18 protein-coding genes are annotated in these 18,654 nt (G+C 64.3%); 9 read left to right on the plus strand and 9 right to left on the minus strand.

Annotation, left to right across the window (positions count from 1 at the left end; genetic code table 11):
- Positions 1 to 104 precede the first annotated feature (104 nt).
- Complete coding sequence (locus tag NY1_RS43545) at positions 105 to 602, plus strand: DUF6301 family protein (protein WP_157762844.1); 498 nt, start codon at positions 105 to 107, stop codon at positions 600 to 602.
- 192 nt (positions 603 to 794) lie between these two features.
- Here the strand turns inward: NY1_RS43545 and NY1_RS41265 are convergent, their stop codons facing one another.
- Complete coding sequence (locus NY1_RS41265; protein ID WP_067723484.1) at positions 795 to 1,367, minus strand: TetR/AcrR family transcriptional regulator; 573 nt, start codon at positions 1,365 to 1,367, stop codon at positions 795 to 797.
- Positions 1,368 to 1,444: 77 nt separating this feature from the next.
- Between NY1_RS41265 and NY1_RS41270 the strand changes: the two genes are divergently transcribed.
- From NY1_RS41270 to NY1_RS41295, 6 genes are all read left to right on the plus strand, one after another.
- Positions 1,445 to 2,284 carry an alpha/beta fold hydrolase gene (locus tag NY1_RS41270; protein WP_067723486.1) on the plus strand — a complete coding sequence of 280 codons (840 nt, stop codon included), beginning with the start codon at positions 1,445 to 1,447 and terminating at the stop codon, positions 2,282 to 2,284.
- Entirely contained in the window at positions 2,281 to 3,339 is a 1,059-nt protein-coding gene (locus tag NY1_RS41275) for an alpha/beta hydrolase (RefSeq protein ID WP_067723488.1), read from the plus strand. Before NY1_RS41270 ends, NY1_RS41275 begins: the two co-directional genes overlap by 4 nt.
- Before the next feature lie 2 nt (positions 3,340 to 3,341).
- Positions 3,342 to 4,190, plus strand: coding sequence for an alpha/beta fold hydrolase (locus NY1_RS41280; RefSeq protein WP_067723490.1), 849 nt, complete (start codon positions 3,342 to 3,344; stop codon positions 4,188 to 4,190).
- 126 nt (positions 4,191 to 4,316) lie between these two features.
- Positions 4,317 to 4,892, plus strand: a complete 576-nt coding sequence (locus tag NY1_RS41285) for a tyrosine-type recombinase/integrase (protein ID WP_218028580.1) — start codon at positions 4,317 to 4,319, stop codon at positions 4,890 to 4,892.
- Positions 4,893 to 6,225: 1,333 nt separating this feature from the next.
- Positions 6,226 to 6,636 (plus strand): hypothetical protein, encoded by a 411-nt coding sequence (locus NY1_RS41290; RefSeq protein WP_157762845.1) that lies wholly within the window; start codon positions 6,226 to 6,228, stop codon positions 6,634 to 6,636.
- A 241-nt stretch (positions 6,637 to 6,877) separates the two neighbouring features.
- Positions 6,878 to 7,672 carry a PIG-L deacetylase family protein gene (locus NY1_RS41295; RefSeq protein ID WP_067723493.1) on the plus strand — a complete coding sequence of 265 codons (795 nt, stop codon included), beginning with the start codon at positions 6,878 to 6,880 and terminating at the stop codon, positions 7,670 to 7,672.
- Between the two features lie 206 nt (positions 7,673 to 7,878).
- Here the strand turns inward: NY1_RS41295 and NY1_RS41300 are convergent, their stop codons facing one another.
- From NY1_RS41300 to NY1_RS41320, 5 genes are all read right to left on the minus strand, one after another.
- Positions 7,879 to 8,094, minus strand: a complete 216-nt coding sequence (locus NY1_RS41300) for a hypothetical protein (protein ID WP_157762846.1) — start codon at positions 8,092 to 8,094, stop codon at positions 7,879 to 7,881.
- A gap of 78 nt (positions 8,095 to 8,172) precedes the next feature.
- Positions 8,173 to 9,342 carry a DUF3558 family protein gene (locus NY1_RS41305; RefSeq protein ID WP_169815489.1) on the minus strand — a complete coding sequence of 390 codons (1,170 nt, stop codon included), beginning with the start codon at positions 9,340 to 9,342 and terminating at the stop codon, positions 8,173 to 8,175.
- Positions 9,343 to 9,570: 228 nt separating this feature from the next.
- Entirely contained in the window at positions 9,571 to 10,242 is a 672-nt protein-coding gene (locus tag NY1_RS41310; protein ID WP_067723499.1) for a DUF6461 domain-containing protein, read from the minus strand.
- Positions 10,243 to 10,379: 137 nt separating this feature from the next.
- Positions 10,380 to 11,153: a class III extradiol ring-cleavage dioxygenase family protein gene (locus NY1_RS41315; RefSeq protein WP_174567267.1), complete on the minus strand. Its 774-nt coding sequence runs from the start codon at positions 11,151 to 11,153 to the stop codon at positions 10,380 to 10,382.
- Positions 11,154 to 11,269: 116 nt separating this feature from the next.
- Positions 11,270 to 11,662: a hypothetical protein gene (locus NY1_RS41320; protein WP_157762848.1), complete on the minus strand. Its 393-nt coding sequence runs from the start codon at positions 11,660 to 11,662 to the stop codon at positions 11,270 to 11,272.
- 249 nt (positions 11,663 to 11,911) lie between these two features.
- Here NY1_RS41320 and NY1_RS41325 point away from each other — a divergent pair, with 249 nt between their 5' ends.
- Entirely contained in the window at positions 11,912 to 12,385 is a 474-nt protein-coding gene (locus NY1_RS41325; RefSeq protein ID WP_169815490.1) for a DUF4279 domain-containing protein, read from the plus strand.
- A 102-nt stretch (positions 12,386 to 12,487) separates the two neighbouring features.
- On the opposite strand, the gene NY1_RS45515 is transcribed toward NY1_RS41325, so the two are convergent.
- Complete coding sequence (locus NY1_RS45515; protein WP_157762849.1) at positions 12,488 to 12,865, minus strand: transposase; 378 nt, start codon at positions 12,863 to 12,865, stop codon at positions 12,488 to 12,490.
- 137 nt (positions 12,866 to 13,002) lie between these two features.
- Positions 13,003 to 14,016, minus strand: a complete 1,014-nt coding sequence (locus NY1_RS41330) for a LysR family transcriptional regulator (RefSeq protein ID WP_067723505.1) — start codon at positions 14,014 to 14,016, stop codon at positions 13,003 to 13,005.
- 159 nt (positions 14,017 to 14,175) lie between these two features.
- Here NY1_RS41330 and dnaE point away from each other — a divergent pair, with 159 nt between their 5' ends.
- Entirely contained in the window at positions 14,176 to 17,718 is a 3,543-nt protein-coding gene (gene dnaE, locus NY1_RS41335; RefSeq protein WP_067723506.1) for a DNA polymerase III subunit alpha, read from the plus strand.
- Positions 17,719 to 18,087: 369 nt separating this feature from the next.
- Here the strand turns inward: dnaE and NY1_RS41340 are convergent.
- On the minus strand, positions 18,088 to 18,654 hold a 567-nt coding region (locus NY1_RS41340; protein WP_067723508.1), incomplete at its 5' end, for an IS3 family transposase.

Below are 18,654 nucleotides of genomic sequence, written 5' to 3' on the forward strand. Positions count from 1 at the left end.
CGCGGCATTTCACGATGTTCGCGGACGAGGCCATCCGTGGATATCGTGGGTCGTCGGCGGGCGACCCGCCGTCGGTGGGATGAGCTTGGTGAGGTGTCTCGGTAGTGGAAGCAGACCTCGACGGCGCAGCGCGGATTGCGTGCGCGGCTGCGAAATTCGATTGGACGTGGACGACCTCGGACGTCGCGCGTTTCTGCGGAACGGTCGGGTGGCGAGTGGATGACCGCGGCGACTTAGGGCTGATCATGTCGACTGATCTAAACGTCCGACGCCGCGTATCAACGGCCTTCACCGATAGCGGAGTCGCACCGCAATTGGCCGCTGCGGGCCACGAGATCGAGAACTTCTCCACCTATGTCGCCGACTACCCCCTACCCACACATCCACCGACGCCGGCCGAGGTGTCTGTGCAATACGGGTCGTTGGCAGAACGATTGATCGCTGACCTGGGGCAGCCGGTGCGCCGCGGCGGCGCGCCGGGCCGCCCTCAGATCGGCTGGGAGTTCGCGAATGTGGTCCTCTACCTGTCCCAGCTCTCCAGATCCGTGAACCTCGATTTTGTGAATCCCCTCTACCAGCAATGGGAAGACAATGACACCTAGCGTGCACGCAACTCGGCAATACTGTGCGTTCCACTCAGCCCTCCCCGGTGCGATCGTCAGGCTCTAGCCCACCCCGGTTCGATGGCCAAGGGGATGCCAGCGTTCGGGTATCTATACCGGCGGGCGGGTGGTCGATTGCCGGGTGATGGTGAAGCGAAGCAGCACAATAGCTTTCGATCGGCTGCGTATCGTCTAGGGCCTGCGCACGAATTCACCGAGCGCAGCGCGCAGGCTCGGGTCGGGTCCGCCTGCCGTCACCTCCTGTAGAGCGACTTCGGCGACCAACCGCACCCACAGCCGGGCGCTTTCACGCGGGTGCGTAGCCCCCAGTACCCGGAAATCAGTAACACACAACTCGGCAGTGCGCTCCGATCGCGCTTGGACCGATGCCGCCACATCCGGTTCTGCGCGAGCCTCGGCGAGCAACGCCCGCACGCCCCGATTGCGCAGGCATACATCGAGATAGGTGTGGGAGCCGGTGATCAGGCGGTCCGCCGCGGGCGCCATGGCGGCGACCGCGGTCAGAATTTCCCTTTCCAGCAGGTCGTGGAAACTGTCGTGGAGAGCGACGAGATAGTCGGCGCGGGTGGGGAAATGGTGGAAGAAGGTGCCTTTGGAGACCCCCGCCGCGGCCACGACGACGTTGGCGCTCAACTTCTTCAGCGGCGTGGTCTCCGCAAGGTGAAAACCTGTGTCTATCAGCATGTCCCGCGTGCGGGCGGCGGCAGCGGCACGCTGCGTGCCGGGAGCGTGTTGGGCCGACATCGAGACTCCTTCAGCCTTCGGGTGTACAGTTTTCACTGACCGACCAGTTGGTCAATGAGATTCGGAAGAGGATCGTCATGCACCATTCGATCATCACCCGCAGCGGACGCGTCTCCTACCGTGACACCGGTCGCGGCCGGCCCATCCTGTTGTTGCACGCCAACCTCCACGACAGCCACGATTTCGATGCCGTCATCGAGCCGCTGGCGCGTGGGCATCGTGTCATCGCCATCGACTGGCCGGGCCACGGCCATTCCGACAGCCCGGCCGAGGTTACCGCGCCGCTGCTGGCCGATGTTCTCGACGACATCGTCGACAGCCTCGCTCTGGAACCGGCTGTACTGGTGGGCAATTCGGTGGGTGGATATGCCGCCGCCCGGCTCGCCATCACCCGGCCGGATCGGGTGGCCGGGCTCGTGCTGGTCAATACCGGTGGATTCGCGCCGCTGAACCCGTTGCTGCGCGGGTACTTCCGGTTCATGGGCGCGCCCGCGGTGACGCGACTGCTGCTGCCGCGCCTGATCCGGGTGTACATGCGAGCCCAGCATGCCGACGACCGCGCGATCGCCGATCGGACGGCCGCGCGGGCGGCCTCGGCGCACGGTACGGCCGTGGCCTCGGCGCTGTGGCGAAGCTTCGCGACACCGCCCGCTGACTTGAGTTCCCGCGCTGCGGAATTGACTACGCCCACCCTGCTGGTCTGGGGTGCGCGCGATGTCGTTGCGCCGCTCCCCTACGGCCGCGCAGTGGCCAGGCGGATACCGCACGCCGCCTTCCATACCCTGGCCACCGGACACGTCGTATTCGCCAGCGCGCCAGAGGAATTCCTCGCTCTGGTGCTGCCGTTCCTGGAATCTCTGCCACGCCGTGTCGACGCCGAGGCCGCGTCCGCGGACAGCTCGGGCCAGTCGCGATGAGGATCGTCGACCTGGTTCCGGCTCGGCTGCTCGAACTGGCTGGCCGGGCACTGTTCTCGCTGCCCCGATGGATGCTCACGGTGCTTGCGGGGCGAGAGCCCGCAGAGGGCGGCCCGGCTGCCGAGATTCGGGTGTATCTGCGACTTTCCCGGCTGCTGGGCCTGCGGTTCGATCATGACACGGTCGCCGACTCCCGCCGTGATTTCGCCCTCGGCGCACGTCTCATGCGCGGCACCCCGACCCGGGGCGTGCACACCCGGGAGTTGATGGTCGCGGGCACCCTACCCGCGTCGCTGTATCGCTCCGCCGGCTCCACTACGTCCAAGGCGCCATTGTTGGTGTACTTCCACGGTGGCGGCCACGTCCTGGGCGGCCGCGAGTGCGTCGATGTCATCTGCCGATACCTCGCCCATGCGGCGCGGGTAGGGGTGCTGTCGGTCGATTACCGTCTCGCGCCCGAACACTGCTTCCCAGCGGCTGTCGATGACGCTGTCACCGCCCTGTGGTGGGCCCGCGAAAATTCCCGATCACTGGGATCCGACCCCGAACGGATCGCGGTCGGCGGCGACAGCTCCGGCGCCAACCTGGCGGCAGTGGCTGCCCGTCATATGCGCGACCGTGGCTGGGTACCGGCCATGCAACTTCTGCTCTACCCGCTGCTCGACTTCGCTTCCACCCGCCCGTCACACCAACTGTTCGCCGAGGGCTATCTGCTCACCCAGGCCTATCTCGACGATTTCGCGAAGCATTATCTGCCCGCAGGAAACTACGCCCACCCAGACGCCTCACCCCTGACCGCGCCGGACCTGGCCGGACTCCCGCCCGCATACATCGTGATCAACGGCTTCGACCCGCTGCGCGACGACGGCGCAGCCTACGCCCGCGCACTCGAAGACGCCGGGGTGCCGGTCCGATTGCGCCTGCACCCCGACCTGATCCACGGATTCGCCAACGGCGTCGGCTTCGGCGGGCGCTTCCGGGCCGCCACCGAGGAGATCGCACACGCTCTTCGCGTCGGGCTCACCGCGAAAACCGCTGCCGCCGCCGAGGATTGACTATGACCTTCGCACCCGCCGCACGATCGTCCACCGTCGAATTCGGTAGCAGGTCGATGTCGGTCACCCACTACGGCGACGGCCCGCCGGTAGTGTTGCTGCACGGGGGTGGACCCGGCACGACCGGCCGCTCCGCCTTCGCCCGCAACATCGACGCGCTCGCCCACCGATTCCACCTGATCGTTCCGGACCTGCCCGGCTTCGGCGAGTCTTCCAAAGACCTTGACCGCCATGACCCTTTCGGCGACGCAGCCACTGCCGTCGCCGACCTGATCCAAGCTTTGGGTCTGCAGCGGCCACACCTGGCCGGGCATTCCTTCGGCGGTGCGGTCGCCCTGCGCCTGGCCATGGAGCACCCCACGCTCCTCGATCGGCTGCTGGTGATCGCACCCGCGGGCATCGACACCTCACGCACCCTGCCCACCACCGGCCTGCGCGAACTACTCGGCAACTATCGCGGCCGCGGGCCGAGCCCGGAGAGAATGGACAACCTCATCCGCCGCTATCTCATCGGTGAGGCCACCCGCGTAACCCCTGAACTCATCGACGAACGGTACCGAGCCAGCGTCGCCCCGCAACTGCTGGCGCACCCGCCACTGCGACCGCCCCGCAGCCTCTCCGCTGTGAGGGCCCTCGACCTGACCAGGGACCAACGCCTCGCGACCATCGCGGCAAAAACCTTGGCCTTCTGGGGACTGCGGGACAAAGTCCTCCCCGCGGCCCGCGCACACCGCCTGGCTGCCATCCTTCCCGACTGCGACCTCTACCTGGCTCGCGGCGTAGGCCACTGGGCGCACTGGGAAGCCGCCCCCACCTTCAACACCACAGCGACCGCTTTCTTCGCTCGATGAGCATTCTCGCCGTCACCAGGCGAACGCGGCCAATCACAGGCCGACCTCGAACACGCGGCAAATGGATAGCCGCAGCAGACATTTCGGATCGAGACGAAACCGACGCGGTCGGGAGGGACATCCCGGGTGTCGAACGAGTCACCGACACTCGGGCTTTCGCATCTGCAGTTCGAAGCCCTGCTGTGCGCGGCCCGGGACTCGGGCAACTCACCGGACTTCGCTCTGGTGGCCATGCTGGGGCTGCTCGGATTGCGGATCAGCGAGGCGTGCCGCTGCGACATCGACGATATCGGTGAGGAACACGGCCACCGCGTGCTGCGCACTGTCGGCAAAGGCACGAAGATCGCGCTCGTGCCGCTGCCGCCCGCGGTCGGTCGCGTCGTCGACCGCGCCGTGGAGAACCGGGTCCGCGGGCCGATCCTGCTCAACCTCCGGGGCCGGCGCATGGACCGGCACTGCGCGACCCGCCGCTTGCGACGCCTGGCCGAGCACTCGGTGGTGCGGCTGCCGAAGTTACACCCGCACATGCTGCGCCACACCTTCGTCACCACCATGCTCGACGCCGGCGTGGACCTGCGCGATGTCCAGATCGCCGCCCGCCACGCCGACCCGCGCACCACCATGCGCTACGACCGCGCTCGCACCAACTTGGACCGCCACCCGAACTACATCCTCGCGGCCTACATGGCCTCAGCCACATGACATCTCAACCATCCGCACATGCCGATGAGCGTTGATCAGCCTCAACCCGGTCGGCTGCTGATCTACGCTTTTGGGGATCTATTTGTGGAGTTCGCTCGAAGGTCCCGCCCCGATCTCGCGAGGAGACGCTCATGACTTCAAGTTGGAGAACAGATCCCGTCCAAAACGGCTGGTCGGTAGAGCTCTTCTGGCCGCGGTGGGAAACCGGCGCGCTTCAATTCTGCGGCGTCGAAGGGACCGCCCCGGCAACCGAAGATGGGAAGACCTACCGATTCGATGTTCGGCTGAATGAGCCGCGTTCTGGCAGCTCTGGGGTCGATAGCTTCCGGAGCATCTTCGCGGCGACAGCGGAGGTTCGTAGCGGCCAGTTCAGCGGTACATCCAAGGTCACTCTCGATGATGGACGCGCTACGGTCTTCGAGGGCCCCCAACGGCGGTACCGAATCGTCGCTTGCGAACTGGGCCCGGAAACCTTCGGTTTCCGCAACACGATTGGGCCCGACATTGTCGTCGGTGAGGGCGTCACCACCGTCCACGTCGGAGGAGTTTAGTGATTCAGCAACCATCCGGTGCGCTACCGCTTATCGAGTGAATTGACTCGCACGGCCCCGCCTCGACCCCCGAGCAGGCGGGGCCGTTGACGTGCAACGCCCTCAAATGCCGCTTACAAGGCTGTTCTGGCCGGCCGGACGGCGGCCCGCCGAACGCACTGCTCTGCCGAGACTGGTGCGTTAGTTGGGTCAATCGACTGCTGTCGCCGGGACTTTGCCGACAATGATCGTGCGGGCAGGACTCGACGTCTACCCTTGGTCCGCACTCTGATCGGTCTCGTATCACGGACTTTCGGACGAATAGGTGAGCATCATGACTGTTTTAGGCTATGCATCGGGTGAGTCGTACGGGAGGCTCACACTTTCCGTCGTACCAGTGCCGCCGGGCACAGGCTACAGCGACGCTGTCGCGGAGGCGCAACGAAGGGGCGCGCGACTTGTTTGCTGCGACAGCCTTATAAACGCAGCGTCAGATAACAGCGGAACTCTGCTCAGCGACGAGGTTCTCGTCAAACTGCAAGGTGTGGTAGGGGAACTTGGCGTCGATTGCTCCCCCGCCAAAGAGTCCGACTTCCCCGGCTGAAGGTTCCGAAGCGAACGATCGTGCAAACCCCGGCCCGGAGCGGTCGGGGTTTGCGTTCGTTCTTGGGGCACGTGCCAGGACGTGCTGAAATGCCGCGACCCGGGCGTTGGTCGGCCGTCCAAACGGGTTGGCAGACAGCGCTTCCGGGTGCGCGGTAATGCCGAATTCCGGTTGATCGAAACGTACCTACACTCGAACCGTGGATCGACAACTTGGTGCCGTGTGGGAGCTGCGGCGGCAGACAACGGTTCTCGCGCGAATCACCATCACCGGTGAGGACGAACGGGCACTCGTCGGAACATTTGCCGCCGAGCCCGAGTTCGATGAGGTGGCACCGCTGTTCGCGGCGCAGTGTGCGCTCGGTACGTTGAGGAACACCCAGATCACCGACCGCATTGCGCGCATCTGGGAAGGGTTGTACGACACGATCTGTCAGTCGATGACTCTCGTCGGTCCCTCTGGTCCGTTGCAGGATTTCGAGCTCAACATCTACGACACCGACGGTGAGCTGCCACAGCCAGGACGAGAAGCCCTGGCCGTGTTCGACTGGGGCTATCGCGACCGGTTCGCATGGTGGGCCGACAGGCGGAACCGATTTCACCCCGGCTGAGCCCGACTCACGGCACGGGCTGACCATGCCACTTACTCGGCTCCGACTCGCATCCAGCCGCATGTCGCGTTGCTCGAGCCAGTCGGCGGGCCGTGGCGGATGATCAACCGGCCGCGCCGAACTGCGGCCGATGGAACGTCCGCAACTGCCGCGACCAGCGAGTTCGGGACGGCCATGGCACCCGCTGGCGAACGCACCGGTCTGCCGATGTTCGTGAGTTCACTGCGGTCATACTGGGACCGTGGCAACAGTTGTGGCCTTTCACGCGCACCCGGACGACGAGATCATCCTGACCGGCGGCACGCTGGCGAAACTGGCTCACGCCGGTCACCGGGCGGTGATCGTGGTCGCCTGCGACGGGCATCCAGGGCCGTTCGACGGCGCGGTCGCACCTCGATTGCGCGAATTGCGTGCCAGCGCCGGCATTCTCGGTGTCGCCAGGGTCGAACACCTCGGGTATGCCGACAGCGGACACGGGCCGATCCTGTATCCGGATCCACCGGGACGAACCCGATTCGCCCGCGCCGGTATCGGAGAGGCCGCCGAAAGGCTGGCATCGATTCTGACCGAAGAGCAGCCGGAAATCCTGCTCAGCTATGACCGCAACGGCGGATACGGCCACCGCGATCATGTCCGGGTACATGAAGTTGGCGCCAAGGCCGCCGATCTGGCCGGTGTTGCGCGAGTGCTGGATGCGACGCTACCGCGAGAGCTGCTGCGACAGTTGACGATCCCTGCACAATGGCTCGGTTATGACGCGAGCGCCGTCCGTCAGGGTTATACCGCTCGCAGCGACATCACTCACCGCATCGATGTCGGGCCCTTCACGGAGCTCCGCCTGCGCGCGCTGGCCGAGCACCGAACAGTCCTCGACGGCCCCAGCCGCTTCGCCACGATCGCACGTGCGCTGCGCCGCATCCCGAAACCACTGCAAACACGCCTGTTTCGATGGGAATGGTTCGGCGAGGAGGGACACAGTCGGCCGGCATCCGGGCCTTTCGACGACATCTTCATCCAGCCGACCACAAACCGGTAATGCCGGTACGCCGACACCAAACCTTCGGTGCCACTATGCACTGCTGAACACCACTGCCGCGACAAGGCCGTTCCGAGGCTTGACAGGTCGCGGGTTGCCGCGGCTTCAGACCGAATGCAGCGCAGCACATTTCGCACAACGATCCCATTCGTCAGGAATCGGGACCGTGGTCCCACCGCGACGCGTCACAGGGACGGGATGCGGCATCAGGAATCCTGGTTGGTGTTCGTCTTGATCCGGACAGCGCTGCCGAAGAACTTCGCCGCGCCCAGCAGGCAAGCCCCCAACACGCCCGCAGTGATGGGACTGGGCTCGACGCCCAACGCCCAGAACAGCGTCCAGAACACGACGAGCGCGGCCAGCGCACCGACGCCGCTCAGGTACAGGTTGCGGCGCTTCTCAATAAGTTGATCTTCGGTCATGCTGCGCACCATAGCCGGGTTCGGCCCGGGTACGCCACCGCGTAATCCCTTGTCGCACACCTGCAGACAAGCATCGCCCTAGGTGAGTGCACGTTCGGGCGGTAGATGAGGTGCCAGCGGTCGCGCGATCCGGAAGAGGATGTCGCACAACTGCTCTCGGGTCGTGTAACTGCGTTCCCAGCTACTCACCTCCATCTCCACCGCTCCCACCGGAGCCGCGTTACGTTCCCCGAACGGAGTGTCGAAGACCAGGTTGCAGCTGTGTTCGGGGGAGGTCACCTGCGGCAGGCTCATCGAGCGGCGCCCGTTCACCGTGATCGGGGTGAAGGTCTCGTGGAAACCTGGATAGTAGTAGGCGCGCAGAAAACCACGTTGACCGGCGCTGATGGTGAACAGGTAGCCGTCTTGGCTCCACATGCAGCTCTTGTGTGATTCCAGCACGCTGAAGCCCCCTGGCTGTTTGGCGGCTGGGTCGAGGCCGGCGGCGGCGAATACCTCATCCGCGAGGGTGCAGGGATCCCACACGGTGATCGGCGCATCGGCCGCCGGGACCGGAAGGGGCGTGGGCAGCGGCGGGAGCGTCCAGTCGAAGGTGCTGCGGGGCAGGGCTTTCGGCACTTCGGCGGCCAGTACGGTGATCAGCGATTGCGCGCTCGACCGCAGATCGGCCTGTAGGTAGCGCGAGTGGTTCACCGGAACCTTGTCTCCGCCTGTCCAATCCATTCCGGACATGCCGACATCGATTTGCAGGTTGTCGATCTTGGCGACCGCTCCGGCTCGATCCGCATCCAGGAACGCGCCCCCGACCCAGGTCAGCGCCTCATCGCCCACACCTGGAAGTGGTGTGGTCGTGTCCACTTCCGAGGCGGGCACTCCCGGTTTCATGGTGGTGCTGATCGTGCGAATGGGCCGGTCGATGGAGACGCTGATATCGATGGTGCGCGAGAGCGGACCAGCGGCCGGAACCAGGGACCCGCGCGGCATCGGGTCTTCGAACACGATCCGGCATCCGACACCACGCACATACATGCTCTCGACATCGGTGCGCGTCGTAATCAGGTGCCTGGAGGCGCGATACAGCTCGTCGCCAACCACGTCGCGCAGGGTGGCAGTCAATGCGGGTTCGATCTCGGCGCAGGTGGGCAGGGAGACGAACCCGGTGTAGCCGTCGTCCGAGTCGTCTCTGCCGCAGCCGGATCCGCCCGCACACACTCCGATCAGCATCAGCGAGACCACGAGCCGACTCATCACCGTGCGCATACTCACCCCGTAGAAATTCGCGCCGGTCCCCCCGGCGTGGCGGTTGATCTTGTCACATCCACTGTCCGACCAGGCGAACACACTGGCCTGCCGCGCCCTGGGCGTACGGAACCGGCCGCGCTTCGGCCGGCGAGTGCAAGCACCAGCCGATGAGCGAGCTGCCTGGTTGAGCGGATAGTTCAGCGAGCTGGTGCAGCGATTCGGGTGGCCGGTCGATCACCTATACGCGACGGGTCCGACGACCATCGCGTGATCGAGGAGTTCCGGGACGAACCGCACGTGGGTGAGCTCCGCGGCCAAGGCGAAGGCTCTCGGCAGCGCATCGAAGTAATCGGTGTCCCAATCACTCTCGTCCCAGTCGTACTCGTCGCCGAGATCACCGTCGTCCTCCCGCATGTCCAGCTTCATGCCCAGTTCCCGCATGAACCCTTCGAGCCGATCGGGATCGGAGCCGTATCGAAGGTGGGGGCAGTCCAATGGGTGGTAGCCCGTGACGATCGTGCCGTCGATCGCGTACGCGAAGCTGTCCTCGGCGTAATCGTGCCGAGTGATAGCCAGCACCTCGCAATCACGCGACAATTCGGCCAGGACATCGTGGAGCGTGGCCATCCATCCGATCGGCTCGATGGCCACGCTCCACTCACCGACCCGCAAGACACCTACGGTGCCTCCCCCGGATCCTCCGCCGGTTTCGATGCAGAAGTCGCTGGCCTGCTCCATGAGCCCATCGAAGCCCGATTCCTTGCCGTGGTCCGCGCCGCGGCTGAAGCGGCGCACCACTTCCGACGGGTCGAGCCCACGGAAGAAGGCCACGGTGAAGATCTCGCCCAGCCGGCAATCACCGCCGTGCAGCCACCGGAATGGGGCCAGGGGGTCGGAAGTCGTCATAGCGTGCATGGTGGCAGGTGCTACCGACAATCGGCCGCCTCATTTCTTCTTACGCCAGAGGACAATTCGAGACCCCGCGCGCTGACCGACTCACACCAACTTGCTGTGTTCTGTGCTGAGCGGCGGAGCATGAGGGATCAACGTCCCGGGATCTCGGGGTGTCGATTCCAGCTCGCGACGAAATACTGATCGCGCCGAGTCGGACTGCTGTGCAACCGACCCTGGAAGCGGTGACCGATCGCTGCCCCCGCCAATACCTGCCAGGCTGCTCGTCCGGTGGCCGTCATCCGGAAGCCCCTCGGATCGAGGCGGGCGAGTGCCTCCGAATCGGCATGTGCCAGTGCTCGTGTCACCTCGGCGTCATACCGTCGAGCACGGTTGGGATCGCGCCTGCGCTCGGCAGCGGTCATGCAGGTCGACCCTTCGCCCATGACCAGCATGGCAACTTTCTCCGCCCGCCCCGCCAGCTCTTTTCCGAGCCTCATGCATTCCGGCGGTGACGCGTCGATGGCGATCGCTTGGAACGCGACGTCGGCGGTCATCATGCCGTTGCCCTTGCCGGTGAGCATCAGCCAATAGCCGAGTGTGAGCGATAGGGGAAGCGGCTGTGCCTCGCCGGCGCCTTCCCATCCGTACTCCCAGCAGATGCCGTGTGCCAACAGACTTCCGTACGCGCCGGACGGGTCGAATGTTGTTGTCTTGTGGTCGCCGCCGACGATCACGACCAGGTCTGGCTCGTCTCCTGCCGGTGTGATGGATCCGCCGGATGGGTTGTAGACCGGGATCCTCAGCTGCCGTATCGATTCCGTACACGCGGAACGTAACTTGTCCCACTCACCGGAAGCCTTACCCGCCACATCCGGAATCAACATCGTCGGATGCGGGCACATCGCGGCCGAGATCAGTGGCACGGAAACTCCTCACGATCATGATCCCGACCACCTTTACACGAGCGGCGTGAACAAGGTGCTTCGAACCACGGCGACCTGCTCTGGACCGAACCATCATTGGCCGCATACTGACCGAGTCACTGCCGTTTTCGAGTCCAACCACTGGAAAGCGTTACGCCGAAGACGAAGGTATCGAGAAGAGCCTGACCTGGCACATTCTCCAAGAATGTTGTCCACCAGACGATGTAGAGACCGAACAGGAACAGGCCGAGCAGCATGAGTACGCCGACTTTCCTGCGCATCGTCAAAGGCTCCCGCGCGGCGGCCGGTGTGGGCGCGTCCTGCCGTAGCGAGAGCAGGACCACGACCGCGACGCCGAAGAACGCCAAGGCATTGGCTACGTTCGCGAACTTGTCGTTCATATTGCCGGTGGTCACCAACCTGATCACTCCGGCGACGAACACACCGACACTGGCAACAGTGACAGCCACCGTGACCTGTGAATACCGTTTCGGCTGTGTGGATGTCACCGTCGATCCCCCATGTCTTGCCTTCCAACTAGCCGGACCATACACAGTGCGTGGTCACAGGTCCTAACTCCCCGACTCTGAGCGGCCTGGAAATGACACTTCAGTGAACCTTCGATGCCAGAATGGCTGCCCCACATCGGACAAGGCCGAGTCGGTCGCGGCCACTGATTCGAGCACCGCGGTGGCGGCGGCCCGAACCACTCGAAACCAGTTGGTCTCCAATGGCGTTGCCGTGATGGAATCGCCCCTGTGGTGAAGATCCGGCAGTACTCGTACTTCGAATTGGCCAGCCCTGTCGTGTCCGCGGCCGATCTGACAATTCGCTTGGGAGTCGAACCGGATCAGATCGAGGTCAAGGGCAGCGTGGGTGTGCGGGGTCGCGCCCGTGGCCTTCATTCCTGGAGGATCAGCGACAGTGTCGACGGCGCGGTCGACGAGCAGATCGAGCGCCTGATCGCCAGACTCGCACCGGGTCGCGCCCAATTGACCTCGATGGCAAGCGATCCCGAAATCGAGTCACGGTTGCAGGTCGTGCGGTACTTCCACGATCCCGACGGGGTGCACTACGCCCCGGCCGGCACTCCGATCGATGGGGTACGTGAATGGCCCCGCCCGCTGGGATGGCATCTGCCGGTATCCGTAATCGAGTTTCTGTCTTCGACCGCGACCAGCCTCGATGTCGACGAATACGATTTCAGCCCCGACGAGCAGGACGCACGATGACGTATCTGAGGGCAGCGGCGGTTCGCTGGGAGGATGACCACTTCCCGGGTTTCGTCGAAGTTGAGTTTCCGCGGGCGGACGGGACCCTCGCTCGATTCGTTGCTAAGCACCGGAGTTCCGCGAGGAGAGCCGGCTGACTCGCGATGCCTCGTACCCCATCGCTCTCGCGCGAGCGCCTGGTGACCACCGGGAACACATTTGGGAGGACGTTCTCCCGCGCGAAATACGCTGCGGCCTTGCGTAGTACCTCGTTTTCGAGTTCCAGCCGTCGCGCCTTGCGGCGTAGCTCGACCAACTCGCTGTGTTCGGCGCTGGTCGGCCCTCACGGACACCGTCGTCGACGTCGGCGCGCTTGACCCAGTTGCGTAGGCAGGATTCGGAGATGCCCAGGCTCTGGGCGATCTGTCCGATCGGGCGGTCACCGGCGCGGGCCAAGTCGATCGCGCGCTCACGGAACTCACGGGGATGTGCTGGAGGCATGTGGGCTCCTTCCGGAGGCGAGTTTCCCGCCTCACGATCGGTGTCCGGAAACCCGGGGAACTTCACGGAGGGCGTGTCCGAAGTCGACTTCAGTTGTCAGCTTTCGAAGTCGTCCTCACTGATGCTCGAAGTCATGTTCAGTGGATCTTTCTCGGCACAGGTCTCGGCGTATGCAGGAAGAGTGCGCGGTCTGCGTCGGGTATCCAGCATTCGGTTGCGGTGTCGAGGTTGTAGTCGGCGCGGATGTGTTCGATCAGATGGGGCAGATCGGGGTGGGTGTTGGTCGTGTCCCACAGCAGGGCGTGGGGGTAGGCGGGGGTGGGGTCGACAATGGGCACACGGCGGATGTGGGGGTGCCAGGGGGCGATGAAGCCGTCGCCACTGAAGGTGGACAGTGCGGATGAAGAGGCGATGCGATCGAAGAGACGCTTGATGGAGGCCGGGGCGGGTGTGGGCTCCGGGTCATCGAATATGTCGGCGCGTTTGGTGGTGTCGATGGTGATGCCGGTGTGGGTGCTGAGGTCGCGGTAGTAGTCGGACCATTCGGAGGGCAGCGCGGCGCCGGGCACCCAGACTGTGTGGTCGCGCAGCTCGGTGAGGGTAACGCTGGAGCGCCCGGATAGTGGATGGTCTCGGCCGACGAGCAGGTGGAGTGGCTCCAAATAGGCTGGGGCGGCATCGATGTGGTCCGGTAGGGGGCGGGGTCCGCCATGAGCTCGAGCGAACGCGGCGTCCGCGCGACCGCTCAGTAGCGCATCGCGGGATGTAGTGAAGACGTTCGAGAGCACGATTTCGGTCTCGATGCCGGGGTTGCGGTCGAGGTAGAAGCGCATGGACTGCATCGCGGCCTGACGTTCGCCGAGGATGGCGACTCGTAGTGGTCCGGGATTGTCGCGGGCGGCCGCGACCGCGGTGTCCGCGATCGCCAGGAGCGATCGGGCGTGGGGCAGCAGCCTGTCGCCGGCCGGGGTCGGTGTGATTCCGGTCCGGTGGCGGTCGAACAGTGTTGTGCCCAGCTGGTTTTCGAGCTTCGCGATGCGTTTGGAGATTGCCTGTTGGCTGATCCCGAGTAGATCGGCGGCGAGGCTGAACTGTTGGTGATCGGCGGCGGCTACAAAGGCTCGGACGGCTGCGAGATCGAGATCGGTCATCGCTGCCCCGAGGACAACCATTGGTTGTGGTTTCTGGCGTGTTGTTTGTTCGACTGCCGATGTCTCATGCGGTCATAGTGTGCCGCAAAGCAGTAGCGGCACAACTATTTGGATATCTGACAGGACGTGTCGCTTCCGGTTCTAGGCATAGGTGATCCGATGACGCGTGCGTCTTTCGTCCATCTGCACAACCACACCGAGTATTCGATGCTCGACGGCTTGGCCAAGACGGGCCCGCTGTTCGCCGAGGCCGAGCGGCTGGGTATGCCGGCGGTGGGGATGTCCGATCACGGCAACATGTATGGGGCGGCGGAGTTCTTCCGCCGGTCCCGGGGATCGGCGGTCAAGCCGATCATCGGAATCGAGGCTTATGTGGCCCCGGAGTCACGGTTTTCCGGCAAGCGCGTGTTCTGGGGTGATCCGTCGCAGAAGGCCGACGATGTCTCTGGCTCGGGCGCGTATCTGCACATGACCATGTTCGCGAGAAACGCTGTCGGCCTGCGGAATCTGTTTCGGTTGTCCTCGTTGGCGTCGTTCGAGGGACAGTTGGGCAAGTGGCCGCGCATGGACGCCGAGCTGATCGCCGCATACGCCGAAGGCATTATCGCGACCACAGGATGCCCCTCTGGTGAGGTGCAGACCCGTTTGCGGCTGGGTCAATTCGATGCCGCCTACGAGGCGGCCGGGCGCTGGCGGGAAGTCTTCGGTGTGGAGAACTTCTTCCTCGAGGTCATGGATCACGGGCTGACTATCGAACGTAGGGTTCGCGAGGATCTGCTGACTGTCGGAGAGAGGGTCGGCATCACCCCGCTGGCCACCAACGATTGCCACTACGTGCTGCGTGAGCAGGCGTCCGCGCACGAAGCCATGCTGTGTGTCCAGACCGGCAAAACGCTCTCCGACCCTGCGCGATTCCGATTCGACGGCGACGGCTACTACCTGAAATCGGCCGCCGAAATGCGGGCACTCTGGGACGACGAGGTGCCTGGTGCCTGCGATGCCACGCTGGCTGTGGCCGAACGCATCGAGCCTTACGACGACATCTGGGAGTTCCGCGATCGGATGCCGGTGTTCCCGGTACCTGAGGGACACACCGAGGACAGCTGGCTGCGCCGGGAGGTGGACGCGGGGTTGCGCTGGCGCTTCCCTGCCGGTGTCCCCGAGTCCTATCTCACGCGTGCGCGATTCGAGCTGGATATCATCCGCGACAAGGGATTTCCGGCATATTTCCTGGTAGTCGGCGATTTGATCGCGCATGCCCGCCGGGTGGGGATCCGGGTTGGGCCGGGCCGGGGTTCGGCCGCGGGATCGCTGGTGGCCTACGCGCTGGCGATCACCAACATCGATCCGATCGAACACGGGCTGCTGTTCGAGCGGTTCCTCAATCCCGAGCGCCCCTCGGCACCCGATATCGATATCGACTTCGACGACCGCCGCCGGGGCGAGATGATCCGCTACGCTACCGATCGGTGGGGTGCGGACAAGGTTGCCCAGGTCATCACCTTCGGCACTATCAAAACCAAGGCCGCGATCAAGGACGCCGCCCGGGTGCATTTCGGCCAGCCCGGTTTTGCGATCGCCGACCGTATTACCAAGGCGCTCCCACCCGCAGTAGCCGCCAAGGACATTCCGGTGTCGGGTATCACCGACCCGGCCCACGAACGCTACGGTGAAGCTGCCGAGGTGCGCGCGCTCATCGACACCGACCCGAATGTGCGGCGGATCTACGACACTGCGGTGGGGCTGGAAGGCATGGTGCGCGGTGCCGGTGTGCATGCGTGCGCGGTAATCCTGTCCAGCGAGCCGCTGTTGGAAGCGGTTCCGTTGTGGAAACGGCCGCAGGACGGGGCGATCATCACCGGCTGGGATTACCCCTCGTGCGAGTCCATCGGTTTGCTCAAGATGGACTTCCTAGGCTTGCGCACCCTGACCGTGATCGGGGACTGCCTCGACAATATCCGGGCCAACCGGGGCATCGAGATCGATCTGGACACTCTCGCACTCGACGATGAGAGCACGTATGCGATGCTGGCGCGCGGCGACAATCTCGGTGTGTTCCAGATGGATTCGGCCGGCATGCGGGAACTGTTGCTGCGGATGGCACCCACCGAGTTCAACGACCTGGTGGCCTCCAACGCCCTGTATCGCCCAGGCCCCATGGGCGTCGGTGCGCACTGGGCATACGCCGATCGCAAGAACGGGCGTGAAGCGATCACACCGATCCACCCCGAACTCGAAGAGCCTCTGCAAGAAATCCTGGCCGAAACCTACGCACTGATCGTTTATCAGGAACAGATCATGCAGCTGGCGCAACGAGTGGCCGGCTACTCGCTCGGGCAGGCCGATCTCCTGCGGCGGGCGATGGGCAAGAAGAAGCCGGAAGTACTGGCCCTGGAATTCGAGAACTTCCGAAAAGGGATGCTGGACAACAACTACGGCGACGGCGCGATCACCGCGTTGTGGGAAGCTGTCCTCCCTTTCGCGGGCTACGCCTACAACAAGTCCCACGCCGCAGGCTACAGCCTGGTCATGTACTGGACCGCCTACCTGAAGGCGAACTACCCCGCCGAGTTCATGGCCGCCCTGCTGACTTCGGTGGGGGACGACAAGGACAAGTCGGCGATCTATCTGGCCGACTGCCGCAAACGCGGAATCCGAGTGATGCCGCCCGATGTCAATCACTCCGTTGCCACCTTCTCCTGCGTGGGAGACGATATCCGCTTCGGTCTCGGCGCCGTCCGCAATGTGGGTGAACCGGTGGTCGAGTCGATCGTGGATGCGCGAGAACGACACGGAGCGTTCACCAGCTTCTCCGACTACCTCGCGAAGGTCGACACCACAGCCTGCACAAAGAAGGTCGTCGAATCATTGATCAAGGCAGGCGCGTTCGACTCACTCGCTCATCCCCGGCAGGGACTGTACATGGTTCACAGCGAGGCCATAGATGCCGTGATGACGACCAAGAAAGCCGCGGCGCGAGGCCAATTCGACTTGTTCTCCACCGACGACACCGAAGCCGACACTTCAGCCGATATCTTCGAGATCCCTGTACCCGACCAAGAATGGGACAGCCGACAGCTTCTGAGCCTCGAACGAGAAATGCTGGGGCTCTATGTCTCCGGGCATCCGCTCGACAAGATCGCGAACGTGCTCGCCACGCGAGCCGACACCTCCGTTGCGGCACTCGCGGAGGCACGCGTACCGCACGGGGCCAAGGTCGTCCTGGGCGGTATCGTCGCCGCTGTCGATCGCCGAGTGACCAAGAAGGGAGAGCCCTGGGCGATCCTGCGATTGGAGGATCTCGACGCCAGCACCGAGGTTCTGTTCTTTCCTGCCGCGTACGCCCCCGCGGCCGCCGCCCTGGTCGAGGACGCCATCGTGCTGGTCACTGCCCATGTCAGCATTCGCGACAACCGAATGTCGGTATTGGGGGATCAGGTTACCGTTCCCGATCTTGCTGGCGCGTCATCGGACAAGCCGGTGGTAGTAACGTTTCCCGTGCACGCATGCACACCGGAGAACGTGCGCGTCCTTCGCAAGACCCTGCAAAGTCATCCAGGGCACACCGAAGTCCGGATCAAGCTGCTCGGTGCGAAGGGGCCTCGGCTACTCGCCATCGCCCCCCGTTTCCACGTCACCCCGTCGCCTGCCCTGATGGGCGAGTTGAAGGCGCTGTTCGGGAGGGACTGCCTCAACAGCTAACAGCCATCGTGGTTGAACGAATGGGTCTCACGGTTGTCGGAAAACGATCGATTGCCGACAACCAGCGGACTGTTCGAACATCGCCAAGTCATGAATCCCTGGCGCCCAGCGCAGCCAGTTCCGTTGCAGAAACGCACTATTCTGGCTCCCCTTTATGTCAAGACCTGGATGTGGGTGCGGGGTTAGCCTTGGAGGTGGGTCCGGGATGTGGCTTGTCCGAAGGATTGGGTGCGGGTTGAAGCCCGGTCGCGCTGGAGTCAGTAGTCGTTCCCGATTGCCCTCCCGGGCCTGCCAATTCACGGTGTAGCTGGTCGTTGAGCATGCGGACGTAGACGACGTTGGGGCTGCTGCAGGATCTGGTGACAGTGGTCATGCAGCCTGTCGGACTGCTGGGGACATGATGGTTTCGAATTCGATGGGGGTCAACCGGCCGAGTCGGGCCTGTCGGCGTCGGCGGTGGTAGGTGCGTTCGATCCAGGTGACGATCGCGATCCGCAGTTGCTCGCGGGTGTCCCAGCGCTGCCGGTTCAACACGTTGCGTTGCAGCAGGCTGAAGAAGCTTTCCATGGCGGCGTTGCCACCGGCGGAACCCACACGCCCCATGGACCCGACCATGCGGTGACGGTTGAGCGTGTGGACGAATCTCCTTGAGCGAAACTGACTTCCGCGGTCGGTGTGCAGAATGCAACCGGACACGTCGCCGCGGCGGGCAACGGCATTGTTCACCGCGGTGACCGCGAGTTGGGACTTCATCCGCGAATCGATCGAGTAACCGATGATCCGGTTGGAGAAAACGTCCTTGACCGCACACAGATACAGCTTGCCTTCGCCGGTCCAATGTTCAGTAATATCACCGAGCCACAAATGATTTGGTGCATCAGCGGCGAAGTTGCGCTGCACGAGATCGTCATGGACCGGCGGCCCGGGTTTGCTGAT

Origin of the sequence: Nocardia yamanashiensis NBRC 100130 (assembly GCF_001613325.1) — a bacterium.
GTDB lineage: Bacteria > Actinomycetota > Actinomycetes > Mycobacteriales > Mycobacteriaceae > Nocardia > Nocardia yamanashiensis.

Coding starts and splice junctions, on each gene's coding strand:
- NY1_RS41265 (WP_067723484.1), bottom strand. CDS start 1,367: ATGTCGGCCCAACACGCTCCCGGCACGCAGCGTGCCGCTGCCGCCGCC.
- NY1_RS41270 (WP_067723486.1), top strand. CDS start 1,445: ATGCACCATTCGATCATCACCCGCAGCGGACGCGTCTCCTACCGTGAC.
- NY1_RS41275 (WP_067723488.1), top strand. CDS start 2,281: ATGAGGATCGTCGACCTGGTTCCGGCTCGGCTGCTCGAACTGGCTGGC.
- NY1_RS41280 (WP_067723490.1), top strand. CDS start 3,342: ATGACCTTCGCACCCGCCGCACGATCGTCCACCGTCGAATTCGGTAGC.
- NY1_RS41300 (WP_157762846.1), bottom strand. CDS start 8,094: ATGACCGAAGATCAACTTATTGAGAAGCGCCGCAACCTGTACCTGAGC.
- NY1_RS41305 (WP_169815489.1), bottom strand. CDS start 9,342: ATGAGTCGGCTCGTGGTCTCGCTGATGCTGATCGGAGTGTGTGCGGGC.
- NY1_RS41310 (WP_067723499.1), bottom strand. CDS start 10,242: ATGACGACTTCCGACCCCCTGGCCCCATTCCGGTGGCTGCACGGCGGT.
- NY1_RS45515 (WP_157762849.1), bottom strand. CDS start 12,865: ATGCCTCCAGCACATCCCCGTGAGTTCCGTGAGCGCGCGATCGACTTG.
- NY1_RS41330 (WP_067723505.1), bottom strand. CDS start 14,016: ATGACCGATCTCGATCTCGCAGCCGTCCGAGCCTTTGTAGCCGCCGCC.
- dnaE (WP_067723506.1), top strand. CDS start 14,176: ATGACGCGTGCGTCTTTCGTCCATCTGCACAACCACACCGAGTATTCG.